At 60.2% G+C, this 20,345-nt stretch carries 19 protein-coding genes; 8 read left to right on the forward strand and 11 right to left on the reverse strand.

The window, feature by feature from the left end; genetic code table 11:
* Positions 1–4: 4 nt before the first annotated feature.
* The gene (locus tag HCK86_RS13530; RefSeq protein WP_176085010.1) at positions 5–709 is read left to right on the forward strand and encodes an NAD(P)-binding domain-containing protein; all 705 of its coding nucleotides are present in this window, start codon (positions 5–7) and stop codon (positions 707–709) included.
* An 80-nt stretch (positions 710–789) separates the two neighbouring features.
* Here HCK86_RS13530 and lysS read toward each other — a convergent pair whose 3' ends face one another.
* Both lysS and gltX read right to left on the reverse strand, forming a co-directional pair.
* On the reverse strand, positions 790–2,283 hold the full coding sequence (gene lysS, locus HCK86_RS13535; protein WP_176085011.1) for a lysine--tRNA ligase: 1,494 nt from the start codon (positions 2,281–2,283) through the stop codon (positions 790–792).
* Between the two features lies 1 nt (position 2,284).
* Complete coding sequence (gene gltX / locus HCK86_RS13540; RefSeq protein WP_176085012.1) at positions 2,285–3,751, reverse strand: glutamate--tRNA ligase; 1,467 nt, start codon at positions 3,749–3,751, stop codon at positions 2,285–2,287.
* A gap of 453 nt (positions 3,752–4,204) precedes the next feature.
* Here gltX and HCK86_RS13545 point away from each other — a divergent pair, with 453 nt between their 5' ends.
* Together HCK86_RS13545 and HCK86_RS13550 are read left to right on the forward strand one after the other, a co-directional pair.
* Positions 4,205–5,335, forward strand: coding sequence for an HlyD family secretion protein (locus HCK86_RS13545; RefSeq protein ID WP_246739598.1), 1,131 nt, complete (start codon positions 4,205–4,207; stop codon positions 5,333–5,335).
* Between the two features lie 71 nt (positions 5,336–5,406).
* Positions 5,407–6,987 (forward strand): DHA2 family efflux MFS transporter permease subunit, encoded by a 1,581-nt coding sequence (locus HCK86_RS13550; RefSeq protein WP_176085013.1) that lies wholly within the window; start codon positions 5,407–5,409, stop codon positions 6,985–6,987.
* Between the two features lie 22 nt (positions 6,988–7,009).
* Here HCK86_RS13550 and HCK86_RS13555 read toward each other — a convergent pair whose 3' ends face one another.
* The 4 genes from HCK86_RS13555 to HCK86_RS13570 form a co-directional block, all read right to left on the reverse strand.
* Positions 7,010–7,702, reverse strand: a complete 693-nt coding sequence (locus tag HCK86_RS13555; protein WP_246739599.1) for a TetR/AcrR family transcriptional regulator — start codon at positions 7,700–7,702, stop codon at positions 7,010–7,012.
* A 93-nt stretch (positions 7,703–7,795) separates the two neighbouring features.
* Positions 7,796–8,791, reverse strand: coding sequence for an Hsp33 family molecular chaperone (locus tag HCK86_RS13560; RefSeq protein WP_176085014.1), 996 nt, complete (start codon positions 8,789–8,791; stop codon positions 7,796–7,798).
* Between the two features lie 194 nt (positions 8,792–8,985).
* On the reverse strand, positions 8,986–9,903 hold the full coding sequence (gene argF / locus HCK86_RS13565) for an ornithine carbamoyltransferase (RefSeq protein WP_176085015.1): 918 nt from the start codon (positions 9,901–9,903) through the stop codon (positions 8,986–8,988).
* A gap of 17 nt (positions 9,904–9,920) precedes the next feature.
* Complete coding sequence (locus tag HCK86_RS13570; protein ID WP_176085016.1) at positions 9,921–11,126, reverse strand: aspartate aminotransferase family protein; 1,206 nt, start codon at positions 11,124–11,126, stop codon at positions 9,921–9,923.
* A 376-nt stretch (positions 11,127–11,502) separates the two neighbouring features.
* On the opposite strand from HCK86_RS13570, the gene HCK86_RS13575 reads away from it, so the two are divergent.
* Positions 11,503–12,081 carry a GcrA family cell cycle regulator gene (locus HCK86_RS13575; protein WP_176085017.1) on the forward strand — a complete coding sequence of 193 codons (579 nt, stop codon included), beginning with the start codon at positions 11,503–11,505 and terminating at the stop codon, positions 12,079–12,081.
* A gap of 140 nt (positions 12,082–12,221) precedes the next feature.
* On the opposite strand, the gene HCK86_RS13580 is transcribed toward HCK86_RS13575, so the two are convergent.
* Together HCK86_RS13580 and odc2 are read right to left on the reverse strand one after the other, a co-directional pair.
* Positions 12,222–12,812: an N-acetyltransferase gene (locus HCK86_RS13580; RefSeq protein WP_176085018.1), complete on the reverse strand. Its 591-nt coding sequence runs from the start codon at positions 12,810–12,812 to the stop codon at positions 12,222–12,224.
* A gap of 149 nt (positions 12,813–12,961) precedes the next feature.
* The gene (gene odc2, locus HCK86_RS13585; protein ID WP_176085019.1) at positions 12,962–14,095 is read right to left on the reverse strand and encodes an ornithine/lysine decarboxylase; all 1,134 of its coding nucleotides are present in this window, start codon (positions 14,093–14,095) and stop codon (positions 12,962–12,964) included.
* Between the two features lie 529 nt (positions 14,096–14,624).
* Here odc2 and HCK86_RS13590 point away from each other — a divergent pair.
* The 4 genes from HCK86_RS13590 to HCK86_RS13605 all read left to right on the forward strand — a co-directional run bounded on the left by HCK86_RS13590 (position 14,625) and on the right by HCK86_RS13605 (position 17,706).
* The gene (locus HCK86_RS13590) at positions 14,625–15,524 is read left to right on the forward strand and encodes a LysR family transcriptional regulator (RefSeq protein WP_176085020.1); all 900 of its coding nucleotides are present in this window, start codon (positions 14,625–14,627) and stop codon (positions 15,522–15,524) included.
* 6 nt (positions 15,525–15,530) lie between these two features.
* A complete protein-coding gene (locus HCK86_RS13595) occupies positions 15,531–15,902 on the forward strand; it encodes an SH3 domain-containing protein (protein ID WP_176085021.1) in 372 nt (123 codons plus the stop codon).
* Between the two features lie 101 nt (positions 15,903–16,003).
* Positions 16,004–16,645 carry a DUF1007 family protein gene (locus HCK86_RS13600; protein WP_176085022.1) on the forward strand — a complete coding sequence of 214 codons (642 nt, stop codon included), beginning with the start codon at positions 16,004–16,006 and terminating at the stop codon, positions 16,643–16,645.
* Positions 16,636–17,706, forward strand: a complete 1,071-nt coding sequence (locus HCK86_RS13605; protein WP_176085023.1) for a nickel/cobalt transporter — start codon at positions 16,636–16,638, stop codon at positions 17,704–17,706. Before HCK86_RS13600 ends, HCK86_RS13605 begins: the two co-directional genes overlap by 10 nt.
* A 3-nt stretch (positions 17,707–17,709) precedes the next feature.
* Here HCK86_RS13605 and HCK86_RS13610 read toward each other — a convergent pair whose 3' ends face one another.
* From HCK86_RS13610 to HCK86_RS13620, 3 genes are all read right to left on the reverse strand, one after another.
* The gene (locus HCK86_RS13610; protein WP_176085024.1) at positions 17,710–18,429 is read right to left on the reverse strand and encodes an amino acid racemase; all 720 of its coding nucleotides are present in this window, start codon (positions 18,427–18,429) and stop codon (positions 17,710–17,712) included.
* A gap of 58 nt (positions 18,430–18,487) precedes the next feature.
* Entirely contained in the window at positions 18,488–19,291 is an 804-nt protein-coding gene (locus HCK86_RS13615) for an AraC family transcriptional regulator (protein ID WP_176085025.1), read from the reverse strand.
* 140 nt (positions 19,292–19,431) lie between these two features.
* Positions 19,432–20,343 carry a U32 family peptidase gene (locus HCK86_RS13620; RefSeq protein WP_176085026.1) on the reverse strand — a complete coding sequence of 304 codons (912 nt, stop codon included), beginning with the start codon at positions 20,341–20,343 and terminating at the stop codon, positions 19,432–19,434.
* Positions 20,344–20,345: the final 2 nt, after the last annotated feature.

Raw genomic sequence — 20,345 nt, forward strand, 5'->3', positions numbered from 1 at the left:
AGTGATGTTCATTATTGTGTATTTATCGCCTATTTGTTGTCAATTACAAGAAGCCAGCTTCAACCACAGACGGATCACCTCCATGAAGATTGGTATCATTGGCGCCGGTTTTGTCGGCCGTGTCGTTGCCCAGAAAGCGATTGCCGTCGGCCACGACGTCATGCTCAGCAATTCGCGCGGGCCGCAGACCCTGTTCAGCCAGCGCGCGGCGCTTCAGTGCGCCACCGGCACGATCGCGGAAGCGATCGCCTTCGGCGATATCGTCGTCATCGCCATTCCGCTGCCGGCCTATGCGACGCTCGATCCTCAGCTTTTCGACGGCAGGATCGTCATCGACGCGGCCAATTACTATTTCGAGCGCGACGGCCATATCGCCGCGCTCGACCGGGGCGAAACGACGACCAGCGAAATGATTGCCGCACATCTGCCAAAGGCCCGGCTCGTCAAGGCCTTCAACGCCATCCGCATGGTCGATCTCGAAACGAATGGCATGGCATCGGGTGCCCCCGGCCGCAATGCACTGCCGCTTTGCGGCGACGATGCCGCGGCCAAGGCGCTCGTCGCCACGCTCTATGATCAGTTCGGTTTCGACACGGTCGATGCCGGCCTGCTTGCCGAAGGCTGGCGCTTCGAGCGCGGCCGCCCGGCCTATTGCGTGCCGATGGACCGGGAAACGCTCGAAGCAACGCTTGCGGGCACCACACGCTGAGCCAAGGGATCAGGACGTCAAAAGGCCCGGACGGTCTCCCGCCCGGGCCTTGAATGCGTTTACGCGTGCGTCAGAAAACGTCAGTCCTTCTGGCGCCGCGCCGGGAACAGGATGACATCGCGGATCGACGGACCATTGGTCAAAAGCATGATCAGCCGGTCGACGCCAATGCCGAGGCCACCGGCCGGCGGCATGCCGTGATCCATGGCGTCAAGGAAGTCATCATCCAGCTGCTTTTCAAGCTCGCCACGGGCATGGGCCTGTTCCAGCTGCTCGACCATGCGGCGGCGCTGTTCAACCGGGTCGTTGAGCTCGGAAAAGGCATTGCCCAGTTCCCAGCCATTGACATAGGTCTCGAAGCGCTCGACCAGACGCGGCTCGCCCGGCACTTCCTTGGCGAAGGGCGAAATATCCTTCGGGAAATGGGTGACATGCGAGGGCTGGATCAGCGTCGCTTCCACCTTCTCTTCGAAGATGAAGGAGAGGCATTCGCCCCAGGTCCAGTCCTTCTCGACCTCGAAACCGGCCGCCTTGGCGGCAGCGCGCGCCTCTTCATCGGTCTTGATCGCAAGGAAATCGATACCCGTTGCCTGCTTGACTGCATCCGGCATCGGCACGCGGCGGAACGGGCCCTTGAAATCGATCACCTTGTCGGTGAATTCAAGATCGGTCTTGCCATAGAGCGTGATGGCAAGCGTTTCGAACATGCGTTCGACAATGCCCATCATGTCCTCGTAATCGGCATAGGCCCAATAGCATTCCATCATCGTGAATTCGGGATTGTGCCGGGTCGAAACGCCTTCATTGCGGAAATTGCGGTTGACCTCGAACACCTTGTCGGTAAGCCCCGACACCAGAACGCGCTTCAGATAGAGCTCCGGCGCGATGCGCAGATACATGTCGATATCAAGCGCATTGTGGTGCGTCTTGAACGGGTCAGCCGTGGCCCCGCCATAGATCGACTGCAGCATCGGCGTTTCGACTTCCATGAAGCCCTCGCCTTCGAGGAACCGCCGGATACCGGAAATGATTTTCGAACGCTGGACGAAACGCAGCTTCGATTCCTCATTGCTCATGATGTCGAGGTAGCGCTTGCGATAACGTGTCTCGATATCTGACAGACCGTGATACTTCTCCGGCATCGGCAGAAGCGCCTTGGTGAGCATGGTGATCTCACGGGCATTGATGGTCAGCTCACCGCGCTTGGTGCGGCGCACCACGCCGGTCACGCCGATGATATCGGCCAGATCGATCAGCGGCAGCAGCGCGCGCGTTTCTTCCGGCGTCACATCCTTGTGGCAGAAGATCTGGATCTTGCCCGACGCATCGCGCAGGTCGATGAACATGCCGGAATTGCGCATCGAATGCACACGGCCGGCGACGGTGACGATATCGTCGGTTTCCGTATCGTCAGCGAGATCGGCGTATTTCTCAGCCAGTTCCTGATTGGTGATGCTGCGATGGAAATGGGCCGGATAGACGTCACCGATCTTTTCGCGCAGCAATGCCAGCTTCTGGGCGCGCACTTCCGTCGCGTCGGAGGAAAGGGCAGCTGTTTCAGTCTTGTCACTCATCTTACTTCTCCGCGCTTGCGGCAACCATGCCGGCCACGACCTGTTCGGCGACCTTCAGCCGCTGGCGAACGACGGCACGTCCGAGAATTTCCATGCTGTCGAAAAGCGGCAGCGAGCGCGATGTACCCGACATGGCGACAAAGAGCGGCGCAACCACCGTTCTCAGCTTCTTGCCCATATCATCGGCAACCTGGCGCAGGCAGGCTTCGACATTGTCCATATTCCACTCGACCAGCTTTTCAAGCGCCGGCTGGACCGTCCGCAGAATATCGAGAATTTCTTCCGGATTGGTCTTCTTGATGCCGGCAAAGGCGGCCTCGGCGGGGACCAGATCCGACTGCAGCAAAAAGCCCATCAGCGACGGCAGCTCGCCAAGCTTGGAAATGCGGCTCTGCGACAGCGTCAGCCCCTTTTTCATCCGCTCATTTTCCGCCGCCCAGCGGGCAACGCGCAGGATGAAATCATCTTCCGAAAGTTTTTCACGCAGCCAGCGGCCGTTCAGCCAGTCGAGCTTCTGCGTATCGAAAACGGCACCGGACTTGTTGAGGTTGTCCGTGTCGAACTTCGCGATCAGCTCATCCATATCCATCATCTCCTCGCCTTCGGAGATCTGGATGAAGAACAGGCCGAGGAAGTTCATCAGCGCTTCCGGAAGATAGCCAAGCGCCGAATAATAGGAGATCGAGGTCGGATTCTTGCGCTTCGACAGCTTGGTGCGGTCGGGATTCTTCATCAGCGGCAGATGGAAGAAGGTCGGCGGCTCAAGCCCGAGATACTGATAGATCAGGATATGTTTCGGCACCGAGGCCAGCCATTCCTCGCCGCGCGCCACATGGGTGATCTTCATCAGATGATCGTCCACCACATTGGCCATGTGATAGGTCGGCATGCCATCTGCCTTCAGCAGAACCTGCATGTCGACGGCATCCCACGGGATCTCGACATCGCCATAGACGCCGTCGGTGAACTTGCAGGAGCCTTCGGTGGGCACCTTCATGCGCACGACATGCGGTTCGCCGGCATCGATACGGGCCTTCACTTCCTCGGCCTTCAGATGCATGCAGAGCCCGTCATATTTCGGCGCCTTGCCTTCGGCACGCTGGCCGGCACGCATCAGCTCCAGCCGCTCGGGCGTGCAGAAGCAGTGGAAGGCATGGCCGTTTTCGACCAGCTTGTCGACGAAGGGCTTGTAGATATCCTTGCGATCGGACTGGCGATAGGGGCCATAGGGCCCGCCGACATCCGGGCCTTCCGCCCATTCCAGCCCGCACCATTTGAGCGCTTCAAGCACTTTTTCCTCGAATTCGGGGGTCGAACGGGTTGCGTCCGTATCCTCGATGCGCAGGATGAAAGTGCCTCCTGTCTTCTTGGCGAAGAGGTAGTTGAAAAGCGCCGTATAGGCTGTGCCGACATGCGGTTCGCCGGTGGGCGATGGCGCAATGCGCAGGCGTGGGCCGGTTTCACTCATCTTGGATCTGTCCATGCTTCCGGTCAGGCTCCGATCCGCCCATTCTGGCGGTTCTCGGTTGCGGCCCGGCCGTGCGGTTTCTGGTTGCTGTCGAAAGCTCCGCGCCTCGGTTTTCACCGCGCAATTTTGCGGAGTTTCACTGGCCAGCCTTAGGCCACATTCAACCGTCAACGTCAAGGCCAAGGCCCGAAAAGCGGCCAAAACCGGGGGCTTTCGATCAATATCGGCAATGCCGGCCGGCAGAAGCGGCAGCACCCGCCAGCCCGGCTGCTTTCCGCAAGCCAAGTGTGCTTTGCATATGTACCATGCAGGTGAATTTGGTCAGGTGACTTGACACATCTGCCAAGGCGCGCGATAGCAGGCAAGGTAAATCGAACCCGACGGTTCGAAATGAATTTCACCACATCGTTTTTGATCCGCTCAGGCGGCTGCACTCCGGAAAGACCTCTCATCATGGACAATCCTGCCGGCAATGACGAAAACATGAAGACGGAAGCCAAACCCGCGGCTGCGAAGGGCGGCGGTGCGCGAAAAGTCGTCTTTGCAGTCATCGGCCTTGCCATTCTCGGCGGTGCTGTATGGTTTGGCTGGAACTGGTGGACCAACGGGCGCTTCATCGTCTCCACCGATGATGCCTTTATCGAGGGCGATATCGCCGTCATGGCGCCGAAGGTTTCCGGCTATGTGGTCGAAGTCCCCGTCAGCAACAACCAGCAGGTCAAGAAGGGCGATCTTCTGGTGAAGATCGACGATGGCGACTACAAGAATGCGCTGTCCCAGGCGGAGGCGCAGCTCAATGCGCAGCAGGTCTCCATGCAGGCGACCCAGGCGCAGATTGAAGGCGCGAAAGCCTCGCTGCAGCAGGCAGAAGCCAATCGCAACGCGCTCGACCCGCAGATCGACAATGCCAAGACCGCGCTGACCCGCGCGACGACGCTGAAGGAAAAGGGTGCAGCCACCGTCGCCGCTTTCGATGATGCGCGCTCCGCCCTTGATCAGCTGAAAGCCAAGGTGGACGCCGCCAATGCCGCCGTGGCCGTGGCCAAGGCCAGCATCAACACCTATCAGGCGCAGCTGGCCCAGCAGCAAGCCGCGCTGAAGGAATTGCAGCTAAGTGTCGACCTGGCCAAGCGCAATCTCGGTTTCACCGAAATCCGCGCGCCCTTTGATGGCGTTTTCGGCAACAAGAGCGTTCAGCTCGGCGATCTTGTCTCCACCGGTTCGCGCCTCGGCTCACTGGTACCGACCCACCAGCTCTATATCGTTGCCAATTTCAAGGAAACCGAGATCGACAAGCTCGGCATCGGCGCCAAGGTGAAGGTCCGGGTTGACGCCTTCGAAGCCCATGATTTCACGGGAACGGTGGTAAGCCTGTCGCCGGCAACCGGTTCCGTATTCGCGCTTCTGCCGCCGCAGAATGCCACGGGCAACTTCACCAAGGTGGTTCAGCGTATTCCGGTCCGCATTTCCATTCCTGATGATGTGCTCGATCGCGACTTCCTGAAGGCCGGCCTTTCGGTGATCGTCGAGGCCGACAGCCGCACCGCGCCGCATGGCACGCTTGGAGAAACGGCCGGACGCTGATCACCCGGCCGTAAAATTCGACAAACCAGCCCCCTAACCGCAGGCCACCAGCTGAACTGGAAGAGCAGATCATGGCAGATACAGCGACGATGGATGGCAGCGCTTCGCCGGCTGACGAGCCGAAGGTCACCGCACGCAGCGTTGTGGCCTTTATCGTCATGGCCTTCGGCATGTTCATGGCGATCCTCGATATCCAGATCGTCGCTTCCGCACTCACCGATATCCAGGCCGGCATTTCGGCCAGTGCCGATCAGATCGCCTGGGTACAGACATCCTATCTGATCGCCGAAGTGATCATGATCCCGCTATCCGGCGTGCTTGGCCGGATCTTTTCGACACGGATCATCTTTTCTGTCTCCGCCGCCGCCTTCACCGTCTGCTCGGCGCTATGCGCCACCGCCACCAATATCGACCAGATGATCATCTACCGTGCGCTGCAGGGCTTCATGTCCGGCGGCATGGTACCGGCGGTCTTCTCGGTTGCCTTCACCGCCTTTCCCGAACGCCAGCGCGCCGCAGTCATTCCGATCGTCGGCCTTGTGGCAACGCTGGCGCCGACCATCGGACCGACCGTTGGCGGCTATCTTGTCGACGCCATGTCCTGGCACTGGCTGTTTCTCATCAATGTCGTGCCCGGCATTCTCGTCACCATCTTTTCCTGGATGCTGATCGATTTCGACAAGCCGGAATTCTCGCTGATGAAGCGCTTCGACTGGTGGGGCATGATCGCCATGGCGGTCTTTCTCGGCTCGCTCGAATATTTCCTCGAGGAAGGCAACACCAAGAACTGGTTCCAGAGCGAGGAAATCATCTACGCCTTTCTCGCCATGTCGATCGGCGGCGTGCTCTTCTTCATCCGCGCCTTCACCTCGAAATTTCCGGTGGTTGACCTCAAGGCCTTCGGCAACATGAATTTTGCCATCGGCTCGATCTTCTCATTCTCGATCGGCATCGGTCTTTACGGCCTCGTCTATCTCTTCCCGCTCTATATGGCCCGCATTCGCGGCTATGACGCGCTGATGATCGGCGAGACCATGTTCGTCTCCGGTATCTCGATGATGCTGACAGCCCCCTTTGTCGGGATATTGACGCAGAAATTCGACGTCCGCGCCATCATGGCGGTCGGGCTCGGCATGTTTGCCTTTTCCACCTGGCAGATGATGCATATCACCGCCGACTGGGACTATTACGAATTGTTCTGGCCGCAGGTTTGGCGTGGCATGGCACTGATGCTGTGCATGGTACCGGTGTCCAATATCGCCCTTGGCACGCTGCAGCCGTCAGAGGTGAAAAATGCCTCCGGCCTGTTCAATCTGACGCGTAATCTCGGTGGCGCCGTCGGCCTGGCGCTGATCAATACCATGCTGACCAGCCGCGATGATTTCCACTATGACCGTCTCGCCGAGAGCGTGAATGCGGCCCTGCCGGCCACCAAGGAATGGCTGGCCACGCTTCAGAACAATTATGATGCCTATGGGCTGAACGGTGAACTGGCTGCGATCTACAAGCTCTATGAAACCGTGTCGCAGCAGGCCTGGCTTCTGGCCTTCATCGATGTGTTCACGGCGTTGACGGTGCTGTTTGCCATTCTCACGATCTGCATCATCTTCGTGCGCAAGCCGGGCGCGACGGCCGGCGGTGGCGGGCACTGACCGGCCTTGGCAGGGCGGCCGCTCAGCGGGCGGGCCGCGTGGCGTAGCAGGTCATGAACATGTGAACGGCCCGCGTTGCCATGGCATTGATCTCACAGGCCGGCGGTTCTTCCTCCAGAAGTCCGAACAGCCGCATCTTCCACATGTGGCCGCTGCAGAGTTCAAGAAACTGCTTGGCGGCAATATCGATATCCTCGATCTCAAGATCGCCGGCATCGATGCGGGTGCGGATATAGGCTGAGAGCGAGACAATCAGATTTTCCGGCGTATCGCCGAAAAAGGCGCGCACCAGATGCGGAAAGCGATCGGCAACGCCAATCGCTATGCGCATCGCCCGGATCGTATCCTCTCGCGTCAGCCCCTCGGCCAGCGACACGGCAAAGCGATGCAGGATGGTCTGCGTATCGCCCTCTGTCTCGAGCGCGGTCCGAAGATCGGCGAAAATCTGCTGTTTCCGCTCCAGGATCATGGTGCGGAACAGGATTTCCTTGTTCTCGAAATAGACATAGATCGTGCCCTTGGAGACGCCCGCCTCCCGGGTGATGTCATTCATGCTGGCAGCGTCGAAGCCAACACGGAGAAAGACCCGCTGCGCCCCTTTCAAGATCTGCGCGCGCTTGACCGGATCTTCGCCGGCCGCATGACGCCTGGAACGCCTGAGCGCACAAAAGCCCTCGGACCCCAATCCGTGAACGCCATGTTTCTTGAAAGGCAAGCGCCGCGCTCCTTATCTCCGTACCTGTAATGATATCAGACATACTGAGCGCGGCGATGCAATTCAACTATAATCAAACCAGCGGGTTCGATCTCATGCCTTGATCGCGTTCATGATCTCGTCGGGCGTATATTCATAGCTGGTCGAGCAGAACTCGCAGGTGACCGTAACCTTGCCATCCGTCGTGCTTTCGGTGATCTCCTCGGCCGAAAAGCCTTTCAGGACATCAAGAATGCGCCCGCGCGAGCAGCTGCAGCGATCATAAACGGCCTGTGCCGGATAAACCGTGACGCCGCGTTCGTGAAACAGCCGGTAGAGCAGCCGCTCGGCACCAACGGCCGGGTCGGTCAGCTCATCGACATCAATGGTCTCGACAAGCGTGCTGGCTTCCGTCCAGGCATCGTCCGGATCATGCGAGAACTGTCCGTCATCGCCATCGCCGCCATGCAGATCGGGCTGACGCATCCGCTCCGGCTCTTCCGGCAGAAACTGGGCAACCAGCCCGCCGGCGCGCCAGGTCTCGCGGGTCTGATCACCGTCACGCGCGAAAAGCTTGGCGACGCCGAGCTTCACCGTGGTCGGGATCTGTTCCGACTGGCGGAAATAGCCGGTGGCAATCTCATCAAGCGAACGGCCATCCAGTTCGACGATACCCTGATAGGGCTGCATGAAATTGCCCTGATCGATGGTCAGCGCCAGAAACCCCTTGCCGAGCAGCTGTTCCGGCGCGGTTTCACCAGCAACGACAGAAGCTGCCAGCTTGTCCTCATCGAACCGGGCATAGGCGCGCAGCGCATCCGGGGTCGAAAAATCGGCCACCAGCAGATCAACCGGACCATCGCTCTTGGTCTGGGCGGTAAATTTGCCGCTGAATTTCAACGATGTCCCGATCAGCGCCGTCAGCACCACCATCTCTGCCAGCAGCCGTGCGACCGGCTCCGGATAGTCGTGGCGGGACAGCATCGTGTCGAGCAGAGGCCCAAGCTGAACCGTGCGGCCGCGCACATCCAGTGCATCGACCTGAAACGGAACAACCATGTCGTCGCCGGCGAAGCCAAGTTCGCCGAGCTGGCTTTCAATATCTTGCATGTGTTCACGCTCCTTGGTGGAGAAAGGCTGACACAGGATCACCATCCGTTCAACCGCAGCCTGAGGCCCGGTCAAACCGGCAGCAACCGGTCAGCCCGAAATGTCGGGGGTCTTGAATTGCCCCCTATGTAATGTGTCGGTTGCGGTTTTGAAACCACCGCTCTGCACGATGCCGTTGACAGTCCGTATCCGCCTCAGAAAGCGCCGAGGCACCAGGCCAGAACGGATTTCTGCGCATGGAGACGGTTCTCCGCCTCATCGAACACGACAGACTGCTTGCCGTCGATCACCTCATCCGTGACTTCCTCACCGCGATGGGCCGGCAGGCAATGCATGAACAGCGCGTCGGGCGAAGCCTTTTCCATCAGCGTCTGATTGACCTGATAAGGCTGGAATACATTATGGCCGCGGGCCTTGTGCTCCTGGTTCATCGACACCCAGGTATCGGTGATCACGCAATCGACACCCTTCACCGCCTCGTCGGCGCTTTCGAAGATGTTGATCTCGGCCCCTTCCGCACGCGCCCAGTCGATGAAGCGCTGTTCCGGCTCCGATCCCTTCGGCACGGCAATGTTCATCCTGTAGGAGAAGCGCGCCGCCCCTTCGACCAGCGAGTGAAGCACATTATTGCCATCGCCGGTCCAGGCCAGGGTCTTGCCGGCCACCGGGCCGCGATGTTCCTCGAAGGTCTGCAGATCGGCCATGATCTGGCAGGGATGGGTCGCATCGGTCAGCCCGTTGATCACCGGCACGGTGGCATATTCGGCCAGTTCCAGCAGGCGGGCATGATCGGTGGTGCGGATCATGATGGCATCGACATAGCGCGAGAGAACCTGAGCGGTGTCGCCAATGGTCTCTGCGCGGCCAAGCTGCATGTCCTTGCCCGAGAGAACCAGCGTTTCGCCGCCAAGCTGGCGCATGCCGACATCGAAGGAAACGCGGGTTCGCGTCGAGGGTTTCTCGAAGATCATCGCCAGAACCTTGCCGTCAAGCGGCTTGTCGGCGGTGCCCGCCTTCTGGCGTGCCTTGCGCGTGGCGGCATCATCGAGAATGTCGCGCAGCGTGGCTTTCGACACAGCCGAAAGGTCGAGAAAATGTCTTGGCTCAGCCATGGATTCCTTATCCTTGTTCACTCTGCGTGCTGGGGCGAAGCATGCGCGGCATGCACGGTCCCGGCCGCCTTTTCCAGGCGCGCCAGCCCCTCGCGCACGTCCTCTGCTGTTACAGTCAGAGGCGGCAGAAGACGCACCACATTATCGCCGGCGGGAACCGACAGGAGACGTTGATCGCGCATGGCGGCGTTCAGTTCGCCAGCAGGCACCCTGGCCCTGACACCAAGCATCAGACCTTCGCCGCGAATTTCATCGATCACATCCGGGTAGCGATCCTTGATCGCCGCCAGACCCTGCTGGAACAACAGTCCCATCTCGCGCACATGCGCGAGGAAGCCATCGGCCAGCACGACATCCAGAACCGCATTGCCGACAGCCATGGCCAGCGGATTGCCGCCAAAGGTCGTGCCGTGAACACCCGGCACCATGCCGGAAGCCGCATTTTCGGTTGCAAGACAGGCAGCCAGCGGAAACCCGCCGCCAATGCCCTTGGCGATCGCCATGACATCGGGCGTCACGCCCGTCTGCTCATAGGCAAACAGCGTGCCGGTACGGCCGATGCCGCACTGAACCTCATCGAACATCAACAAAATATCATGCGCGTCGGCAAGATCACGCAGGCTCTTCAGGAATGCCTTGTCGATCGGCTTGATGCCGCCCTCACCCTGGACCGGCTCGATCAGGAACGCGGCGGTCTCTTCGGTGACTGCTGCCTTCAGGGCTTCCATGTCACCGACCTTGATCTGCTTGAAGCCCGGTGCCTTCGGCCCGAAGCCTTCCATATATTTGGCCTGACCGCCAGCGGCGATCGTTGCCAGCGTCCGGCCGTGGAAGGCACCCTCAAAGGTGACGATGTCGATCTTTTCCGGGTGCCCCTTGGCATAGTGATAGCGGCGCGCCGTCTTGATCGCGCATTCAATCGCCTCGGCGCCGGAATTGGCAAAGAAAACCCGATCGGCAAAGGTCGCCCGGGTCAGCCGTCCAGCCAGCGTCTCCTGTCCGGAAACGGTGTAGAGGTTCGACAGGTGCCAGAGCTTTTCAGCCTGGCTCTTCAATGCCTCAACCAGGTGCGGATGTGCATGGCCCAGCGAATTGACAGCAATGCCGGCTGCAAAATCGAGATATCGCTCGCCCGTGTCGGTGATAAGCCAGACACCCTCGCCGCGCTCGAAATTGAGCGGAATGCGAGCAAAAGTATTATAGAGAGGCGAAGCCTTCGACATTATTGCGAACTCCCGGCGAGGACAGGAGCGGAGTGACAGATTGCGCCCGCTCCAAAAAGTAAAAATGCCGCCTTTGCGGGCGGCGTCTCTATATTGGCTTTTTCGCCCGTCATGTCAACAAAACGCGACCATAACGGATGAATGCTGAATCTTTTGCATTTACGCCCTTGACCAAGCAAGTTGGGGAAAACTGCAAAAACGAATCATCGTGATTCGGCCCAACCTTGCCACGCTTGCGCCACGAGCCTACTTTAAAGCCCACAACGACTGCAAGCGGCGGATCTTTTTACCCGAGTAGCCCCCAGTTTCCTGTTTCACGGACTTCTTCCGCGGAGCACGCTGTGGGATTCCGCCCGCAAATCGCGGAGAGGACTATATGAGCTGGACAGACGAGCGTGTTGAAAAACTCAAACAACTCTGGTCCGAAGGGCTGAGTGCCAGCCAGATCGCAGCCCAGCTGGGCGGCGTCAGCCGTAATGCCGTGATCGGCAAGGTACATCGCCTGAGCCTTCCGGGCCGCGCCAAGAGCGGTGCCCCGGCGCCGGCACAGCCGACGCGCGCCAGCAAGGCCAATACAACGCCGCCGCGCGCGCCCAATTTTGCCAGCCGCGCATCAACCCGTTCCGGTACGACCACTTCGGCACAGGCAAGCGCCAGCATTGCGGCCCAGCAGGCACCGCGCACGGCAGGCGCGACCGCGCTGAAGCAGGAGGTTGAGCTGGAAACGGTCGCCGAGATCCAGACGCAGGTCGACCGCAAGAATGTTGTCGTGCCGATCATGCGCCGCATCGCGCTGACCGAACTGACGGAACGCACCTGCAAATGGCCGGTCGGCGATCCGACCCAGGACGACTTCTATTTCTGCGGCTGCGAGGCACCTGAAAACTCGCCTTATTGCAGCTACCATGCCAAGCTGGCCTATCAGCCCGTCAGCGACCGGCGCAAGCCACGCTGATCGAGCCGTCGCATCGGCGCTGATGGACGACCCCCTGTCAGGCAGGCCCTGTACGAAAAGCCCTCACGGTTCGCCATGAGGGCTTTTTCTTTGCCGGTTTCTGCCCGGCCCGCAAACAGATGTCCTGCGGACAGCGATCGTCAGGCGGCGCGACGCAGCTTGACAGCCCGGATCCTGGCACCGGTCGGCACGATGACACCGGCGGCCCCCGTCAACCAGTCGCACTTCAGCTCGAGGCCGAGAAACCGGCGACGCTCAAACGGTCCAGGCATGACAAGATGCTGTGCCTTGGCTGCGGAGAAACCGAAGCGCTCGTAATATTCCGGATCGCCCACCAGCAGGATGGCGCCATGACCACGCTTCTCCGCCGCCTTGATGGCCGCGCGCATCAGTGCCGCGCCGATCCCCTTGCCTTCGGCCCGCGGATCGACCGCCAGCGGCCCCAGGAGCAGGGCCGGAACGCCGTTTCCCCCGGCCGAGACGCCGGCATCGATATGCCAGAGCCGAACGGTTCCGACGACAAGGCCGTTCTCGTCACGGGCAACAAGGGCAAGGCCTTCGGCCGGCAGGCGGCCGCGACGGATCTTTTCCGAAGACTTCTTCCTGCGATTTTCCCCCATGGCGCGGTCGAGCAGGTTCTCGCGAACCGCGACATCACGCGGGCTTTCCGTTTCGATAACAAAGGACGGTGCGGCAAACAGCGCGCGGATTTCACCAATGACGTCGGTCATGTCGTTGTCCCCCAATAGGCATGCGAAGGACTGAAATGAGCGCAGCAGGCCGTGACCGCTGCGTGGCGAAACGAGCGCGGCCGCAATAGCCGCGCATCATGACGAATTGTGCTGGAAAGACCGGGCCCGCTTGCCGCGGACCAGCCATATCAGATCACGTAGGACTTCAGCGGCTCGAAACCGTTGAAGGCAACCGAGGCATAGGTCGTGGTATAGGCGCCCGTGCCTTCGATCAGAACCTCGTCACCCACCGTCAGCGTGATCGGCAGCGGATACATGTTCTTTTCATAAAGAACATCGGCGCTGTCGCAGGTCGGACCGGCAATGACGCAGGGCTCCATCTCATCGGCGTCGCGTTCCGTGCGGATCGGATAGCGGATCGCTTCGTCCATGGTTTCGGCGAGACCGCCGAACTTGCCGATATCGAGGAAGATCCATCGGTGCTGATCGTCATCCGACTTCTTCGACACCAGAACAACCTCTGCCTTGACCACGCCGGCATTGCCGACCATGCCGCGGCCGGGCTCGATGATGGTCTTCGGGATCTGGTTGCCAAAATGACGGGTCAGAGCCGCGAAGATCGCCTTGCCATAGGCTTCTGCGGAAGGAACATCACGCAGATACTTGGTCGGGAAGCCGCCGCCCATATTGACCATCTTGAGATAGATGCCCTGCTTGGCCAGCTGCGCGAAGACGCGCTTGGCATCGCCGAGCGCAACGTCCCAGGCATCGAGCTTGGTCATCTGCGAGCCGACATGGAAGGAAACGCCGTAGCTTTCCAGACCCAGCTGATGGGCATAGACCAGCACGTCGACCGCCATCGGCGGAACGCAGCCGAACTTGCGCGACAGCGGCCATTCAGCGCCTTCACCATCGGTCAGAACGCGGCAGAAAACGCGGGCGCCGGGCGCGGCGCGGGCGATCTTCTCAACTTCCTCGTGGCAGTCGACAGCAAAGAGATTGACGCCAAGCTCGTAAGCGCGGGCAATATCGCGCTCCTTCTTGATGGTGTTGCCGTAGGAGATGCGGGTCGCATCGGCTCCGGCGGCAAGGGCCATCTGGATCTCAACAACCGAGGCGCAGTCGAAGTTCGAGCCGAGATCGGCGAGCAGCGACAGGATTTCAGGTGCCGGATTGGCCTTGACGGCATAATAGATCGAGCTGTCGGGAAGCGCGTGGCGGAAGGCCTGATAATTGTCGCGAACAACGTCGAGATCGACAACGAGGCAGGGGCCTTCGGGGCGCTGGGTCTTGAAGAATTCTGCGATACGTGCGGTGGTCATGCTGGTAACCCCTTCTCAGAAGCGATATCCGGATAAACCGGATGGACAAAGGGCGCATCGACACGCTCACGATCCCGGCCGGTGGAGACCCCGGAGATCGGTTACGGCTAACGCCAGACGGATGGACCTGTCGTGTAAGACGAGTCCGGCTTTGTCTGCCTTGGATTGGAGGGTGAACCCGACCGCACTTCCGGCAATGATGGTATGTGCCTCTTCAGTACCCCTGCGGATGGAAAGCAGGGAGACACCAGAAAGGCCCGCACCGTCGTTGCTTCAAGATGTCCTCGCTTGACCGGTTGGCCGGGGAAGCGACTGGAGGGGTTAGTTCCAGGTACCTTACCGAGATCCTCGCCATTTCGAGGGTCGGCGGACACCCACAGGCACGCGCGACTTTGGGCAAGCGGAGATTTATTCAAACAGGACCGCAAAATCAAGTGGGCAGGTTGTAAAATCCGCACGCGCAGGCGATCATCTGTGCTATCCGTTTGACAAAGAACAAACATTTTTTTGAAAGCGACAGCGAGCGGCCATGGATACACTGACACGCATGCGTGCCTTCATCGATGTGGTGGAGGCGGAAGGTTTTTCCGCCGCCGCCCGCAAAACCGGGCGCTCCAAGGCGCTTCTGTCCAAATATGTCCGTGAGCTGGAGGATGATCTCGGCGCCCTCCTCTTGAACCGGACCACGCGCCAGTTCGCCCTCACCGAGGCCGGCCATATCTATTATCGCAGCGCTGCAGACATTTTGCAGGAGATCGACAATCTCTCCGATTCGGTGCGCGCCAATAATACCGATCTGCGCGGACGGCTGAAAATCTCCGTGCCGCGCACCTTCATTGATGCGCCGATCGGCCAGTCTCTGATCGATTTTTCCAGCGAACATCCCGATGTGACGCTGGAAATCGTCGCCGAGGATCGCTTCGTCGATCTGGTGGAAGAGGGGTATGATGTCGCCATCCGCATCACCCGGCTGGAAGATTCCGCGCTGATTGCCCGCAAGCTTGCCGACTCGGTCAATCGCATCTGCGCCTCGCCCGCCTTTCTTGAAAGCCTGGAACAGCCGCTGAGGAAGCCGGCCGATCTGGCGCATGTTTCCTTCATCGTCGACACCAACCCGAAATCCTATTCTTCGATCCGCTTCCGCAACGACGATGGCACGCTTTATTCGGTGCCGATCCGCGGGCCGATCGAAGTCAACTCGCCGATGGCGACCATGCGTGCCGCGCTTGCCGGTCTTGGCGTTGCTCTGATTCCGGATTTCGTCGCCCGCCAGGCACTTGAGGACGGCCGCCTCGTCTCGATCTTCGATGACAACCTTCCGCCGGGAGCGGGCATTTATGCGATCTTTCCCCATCGCCGCTATCTGCCGGTCAAGGTGCGTTCCTTCGTCGACTATCTGACGAAATGGTTCCGCGAACATATCGACTGAGCAGCGATGTATTACATTTTCCCGAAAGGCACCTTTGTCGTCGCCCTCAGGCGCTATCAGCGGTTCTATGACGACCCCCTTGCGGTGAAAGCCGGCGAAGCGGTCATCACGCTCGGTGGAAAAGAGACCGATATCGAAGGCTGGAGCTGGTGTCGCGGCGCAGACGGCCGCGAAGGCTGGGTACCGGACAGCTGGCTCGCAGAAAAAGATGGCGGCCAGATCGCCCTCCGCGACTACAATGCGCTGGAGCTTAGCGTGGTGCCCGGCGACCGGCTGGAACTGCTGTTCAGCGAAGGCGGCTACCTCTTTTGCCGCAATCCGGATGGCAAGACCGGCTGGCTTCCCGATGGTATCATGCGGCTTGACACATTAATGTGATCTTTCCATCCGAGGTTTGGCCCATTGCGGCTCTTTTTTGACTCAATCCCGTTTCAGGGTCTGACAATCCTGAAACGGTCGCGACAACGGACACCGCCCCCATGAATGCCAGATGGCCTGCCGCGCTTTCCTGCCTGTTTTTGCTGCCTGCCGGTCAGGCACTCGCGCATCCGCATGTCTTTGTCGATGCCAGGCTCGAGGTCGTTGCCGATGACAAGGGCAATATCACCGAACTCCACAATGTCTGGCGCTTCGATGAGTTCTTCTCGTCATCGGTGATCATGGACTATGACACCAACATGGATAATCAGCTGACCGGTGACGAGCTGACCGATATCGGCAAGACGGTGCGCGATTCTCTGGTGGAATACGATTTCTACACCCAGATTACCGATAATGGCGAAACGGTGAAGCTGAAAAAGCCGGACGTTATCCATGCAGATATGAAGGATGGCCAGCTGCTGCTGTTCTTTTCCGCCGAGCCGGAAAAACCGCTGAAGCTGAAAGGCCATCTGACCATAGGCGTTTATGATCCGACGCTCTACACCTCGATCGACTTTCACCATGACAGCGACATCGTCACCATGGGCGATGCCTTCAAGGCCTGCAAGACCGAGGTCGTACGCCCCGACCCGGACAAGGTGATTTCCGAAAACAAGAACGCGCTGACGGCAGCCTTTTTCTCCGACCCGACCGATATGAGCAAACTCTTCGCAACCCAGCTGGACATACAATGCGACTAGCGAAACTCGGTTTGATGATCGGCCTGCTCTTCATTGCCTTTCTGGCGGGCGCCACCATTGCCCAGGCGCAGGTGACGCCTCTCGGCATCGGCACGGCGGAGCCGTCCTTTTCATCCTCCTTCGCACCGCTGGAACATCTGCTGATCATCATCAATCAGTATCAGCAGCGCTTCTATCACGCGCTCACCGCCGCCCTGAAGGCGATGCGGGACGATCCGTTCAAGGTCCTGATTCTTGTCGGCCTCTCCTTCGGCTACGGCGTCTTTCACGCCGCTGGCCCCGGCCATGGCAAGGCGGTGATCTCCTCCTATCTGATTGCCAATGAAAAACAGCTGAGACGCGGTATCTTCGTCGCGGTCCTCGCCTCTCTGGCACAGGCCGTTTCGGCGATCCTTCTTGTCGGAACGGCCTATTTCGTATTGCGCGGCACCTCCGTTTCGATGCGCGATGCCACACTCTACATGGAAAAAGCCAGTTTTCTCCTGGTTGCCGCCTTCGGCGCCTGGCTTCTCTATTCGAAGATCCGGGCGCTGGTCGCTGGCCGCCGGCCGGCATCCGGCCAGATCGATCCCGCTACGGCCGTGCCCCAGGGGGCCGGCACGACCGCAGTCCGCACAACAATGCGTTTCCAGGCAGAAGAAATCGTCCCCCACCCGGATCCCAATCACATCCACGGGCCTGATTGCGGCTGCGGTCATATCCACATGCCGATGCCGGCTGACCTTGCCGGAAATCGCATGGACTGGAAGGCAGCAGGATCGGCCATTCTGGCGATCGGGATGCGCCCCTGTTCCGGCGCGCTGATCGTGCTCACCTTCGCCATTCTCAACGGCCTCGTCCTTGGCGGCATTGCCTCGGTCTTTGCCATGGCAGTCGGCACCGCGATCACGGTGTCCGCTCTGGCCATCATTGCCGTCGCCTTCAAGGGCATTGCCGTGCGGCTTGCCGGTGCAAATACGGGACGCGGCGCCTTTGTCGGCCATGCGATCGAAATCCTCGGCGCGCTCTTTGTCCTGCTGGTCGGGCTGACGCTCTTCGCAGCCGCCACGGCCGCCGCCTGACCGTCAGCCGAGCGCCTTGTCAACGATCGCTGCGCAATGCAGAGCCGTGGTGTTGAACATCGGCAGATCGGGGCGGTCCGACTGATCGATCAGCAGAAAGATCTCGGTACAGCCGAGGATCAGCCCCTCCGCCCCCGCATCGCGTGCAAGCCGGTCGACAATCTCCAGATAGCGCATCCTGGATGACGTCTCGAGCCGTCCGAGACACAGTTCGTTGAAGATGATCCGGTCAATATCAGCCTGCTCGGCATCATCCGGTACCACAATATCGAGACCGAATTGCGTGGCATAATAGTCGCGCATATAGCGCTCGCCCATGGTCGTTCTGGTGCCGAGAAGTGCCACCGTCGTCAGTCCTTTCGCCCGAATGGCCGCAGCTGTCGGATCGGCAATATGAAGGAATGCGCAGTCTCGTTGTTGCATCAGCGGCCCCACGGCCTTGTGCAGCGTGTTGGAAACGCAAATGATGAAATCCGCCCCGCCAGCGACCAGCCGGTCGATATTGCCCTCCAGATAGGCTGACAGTGCCGGCCAGTCATCATCACGGATAAACGCTTCGATATTGCCGAAATTCATGCCGGCAATCAGCGTTTCGGCGATCTCCCAGCCCCCGAGGCGCCGGTTCACCCCGGCATTGATCATCTGGTAATATTCCGCCGTCGCGACATTGCTCGATCCACCGAGAATTCCGATCCGTTTCTGCATCAGTGGTGTTGTCCGCATTCTGGTCTCCTTTGCTGAAAGGTGACTGAAGCATGCGGAGGATCCACTTTCTTGAACGCTATTGATGCCGGGCAAAGGTACCAGGCGTCATGCCGCAGATCCGCCGGAACCATCGCGTCATGTGGCTCTGATCCGAAAATCCCGCAGCCACGGCCGCCTCGGCAAGCGGCATCCGCCTGGCGATCAGATCTCTGGCAAGTTTCACCCGCTCGGATTCGAGCCACTGAAACGGGCTGAGGCCGAACTGGTGATGAAATGCACGGCTCAGATGTTCCGGTGAGACACCCGCCTCTGCTGCCAGCTCGCAAAGCCTCGGCGTGACTGCAGGCGTTTCCCGCAAACGCTCGGCGACCCGGCGCAATGCCTTTGCCGCCGGCGCCGGTTCGGGATGATCGGCAGGCCACAAGCCGCCGAGAAAGGCCGCCAGCCGCTCCTCAGAAAGACCGGCATCCTCCGCCCGCGCGCGTGCCAGCGCCGAAAGCAGTTCTTGCCCCGCCCTTGCCTGATCTGTCCCGGCCTTCAGCAGCCGAAAGCCGGAAAAGCGACGTCTGTCATTCGTCCGGTCCAGCCCGAAGAGTGCCGCAGTTTCGAGCCGCGGCAAATAGAGCGCCTGATAGTCCCAGAATGTGCCGGCGGGTGTTTTCGCCGCGTGAACGACATCCGCAGCAATGACCAGAAGATCGCCCGGCAGCGCTTCCCCCTCCTGGCGGTCACAACGAAAGAGCTTGCCGCCGCCGCAATAGGCGGCGATGACGATTTCGTCATGACTATGCGGCGCGAAGGCAAAATGCCGTTCGACGCTGCGCAGCATCCCCGCCCCGCCGAGAAGATCGATCTGCCGGTATTCCATTGCCTCAGCCATCTGTTGCGCGACAAACATCATAGCCTGAAGCATCGGCCGATGGGTAGACACCCGGTTTGCCCACTTTCAGACGCCAGAGCCACCCGAAAAGCCAGCGCCGCCGATCCATCCCGTGACCGGCGGGAGGCTCGCCCCCCGCCTCAGGCGCTGCGGGCGGCGGCAATATAGGCAGCGCCCTCGCGGCCATGCAGAAAGCCGTTGGAAAGCGGTGCGGCCGGATAGATCGCCTTCAGTTCCGCTAGTGCATTGTCAGCGGCAAGCCTGCCATCAAGCACGGCGCGATAGGTCAGCGCCACCGCCACCATGTCGCAATCCTGCGGCGACAGACGGAACCGGGAAATGCCTGCGGCCCGGAGCGCGCCGAGTTCGCCAACCAGCGACTGGCAGGTGTGGGACACGGTCTGCACCCCGTTCAGCACCAGAAAAGGCTGATGATCAAGGGTTTTCACCGCCAGACCGTCCGGATCGTCGCCACAGACGAACTGGCAGTTATCCTTGATCTTGCCCTTGGAACGGGCATGCGCACAGCGCGCGGAAATCGCAAGCGGCATGCGGCCGAAGGCGAAGACCTCCAGCTCGACCCCCGGATCCCCGGCGGCGATCGCCGCAATCGAATCCAGCGGCAGCTCCGGCGGCAGACAGATGGCTGTGGCACCGCGCGATTTCAAAACCCTGGCCGTCGGCGCATTATAGACGTTGACCAGCGGCCCGACCGTATGCGGGCGATCCTTGAGAAAATTCAGTGCCGACAGATCATTCGCCTCGACGGGGTAAGGCGAGCCTTCCGCCGTTTCACGCACCTGCTTGATCTCGCGCGGCAGCGTCACCAGCGCATAGGTGGAGATGATCACCTCCTTGCCGGCAGCCTCCAGCCGCTCGATCACCTCGGCCAGATGCGGCTCGGTGAAATGCTGGCGCTTGGAGCAGACCGTCTCGCCGACAACGACACGGTCAACCGGCGCTTCATCGGCGATGCGGAAATAGAAGTCCCGCCATTTCGGTCCGTCCCAGAGCGCATAGACCGGCCCGAGCGTCAGTTGTGCCTCAGCCATGG

The organism is Martelella sp. HB161492 (assembly GCF_013184775.1).
Classification (GTDB): domain Bacteria; phylum Pseudomonadota; class Alphaproteobacteria; order Rhizobiales; family Rhizobiaceae; genus Martelella.

Bases quoted from the DNA above. Each gene is read 5' to 3' on its own strand.
- odc2 (WP_176085019.1), bottom strand. From the start codon at position 14,095: ATGACCACCGCACGTATCGCAGAATTCTTCAAGACCCAGCGCCCCGAA.
- HCK86_RS13620 (WP_176085026.1), bottom strand. From the start codon at position 20,343: ATGGCTGAGGCACAACTGACGCTCGGGCCGGTCTATGCGCTCTGGGAC.
- HCK86_RS13570 (WP_176085016.1), bottom strand. From the start codon at position 11,126: ATGTCGAAGGCTTCGCCTCTCTATAATACTTTTGCTCGCATTCCGCTC.
- HCK86_RS13580 (WP_176085018.1), bottom strand. From the start codon at position 12,812: ATGACCGACGTCATTGGTGAAATCCGCGCGCTGTTTGCCGCACCGTCC.
- HCK86_RS13530 (WP_176085010.1), top strand. From the start codon at position 5: ATGTTCATTATTGTGTATTTATCGCCTATTTGTTGTCAATTACAAGAA.
- HCK86_RS13610 (WP_176085024.1), bottom strand. From the start codon at position 18,429: ATGCGGACAACACCACTGATGCAGAAACGGATCGGAATTCTCGGTGGA.
- HCK86_RS13600 (WP_176085022.1), top strand. From the start codon at position 16,004: ATGAATGCCAGATGGCCTGCCGCGCTTTCCTGCCTGTTTTTGCTGCCT.
- HCK86_RS13605 (WP_176085023.1), top strand. From the start codon at position 16,636: ATGCGACTAGCGAAACTCGGTTTGATGATCGGCCTGCTCTTCATTGCC.
- HCK86_RS13545 (WP_246739598.1), top strand. From the start codon at position 4,205: ATGGACAATCCTGCCGGCAATGACGAAAACATGAAGACGGAAGCCAAA.
- HCK86_RS13595 (WP_176085021.1), top strand. From the start codon at position 15,531: ATGTATTACATTTTCCCGAAAGGCACCTTTGTCGTCGCCCTCAGGCGC.
- HCK86_RS13560 (WP_176085014.1), bottom strand. From the start codon at position 8,791: ATGCAAGATATTGAAAGCCAGCTCGGCGAACTTGGCTTCGCCGGCGAC.
- HCK86_RS13575 (WP_176085017.1), top strand. From the start codon at position 11,503: ATGAGCTGGACAGACGAGCGTGTTGAAAAACTCAAACAACTCTGGTCC.
- gltX (WP_176085012.1), bottom strand. From the start codon at position 3,751: ATGAGTGAAACCGGCCCACGCCTGCGCATTGCGCCATCGCCCACCGGC.
- HCK86_RS13550 (WP_176085013.1), top strand. From the start codon at position 5,407: ATGGCAGATACAGCGACGATGGATGGCAGCGCTTCGCCGGCTGACGAG.
- HCK86_RS13590 (WP_176085020.1), top strand. From the start codon at position 14,625: ATGGATACACTGACACGCATGCGTGCCTTCATCGATGTGGTGGAGGCG.
- argF (WP_176085015.1), bottom strand. From the start codon at position 9,903: ATGGCTGAGCCAAGACATTTTCTCGACCTTTCGGCTGTGTCGAAAGCC.
- HCK86_RS13615 (WP_176085025.1), bottom strand. From the start codon at position 19,291: ATGGCTGAGGCAATGGAATACCGGCAGATCGATCTTCTCGGCGGGGCG.
- lysS (WP_176085011.1), bottom strand. From the start codon at position 2,283: ATGAGTGACAAGACTGAAACAGCTGCCCTTTCCTCCGACGCGACGGAA.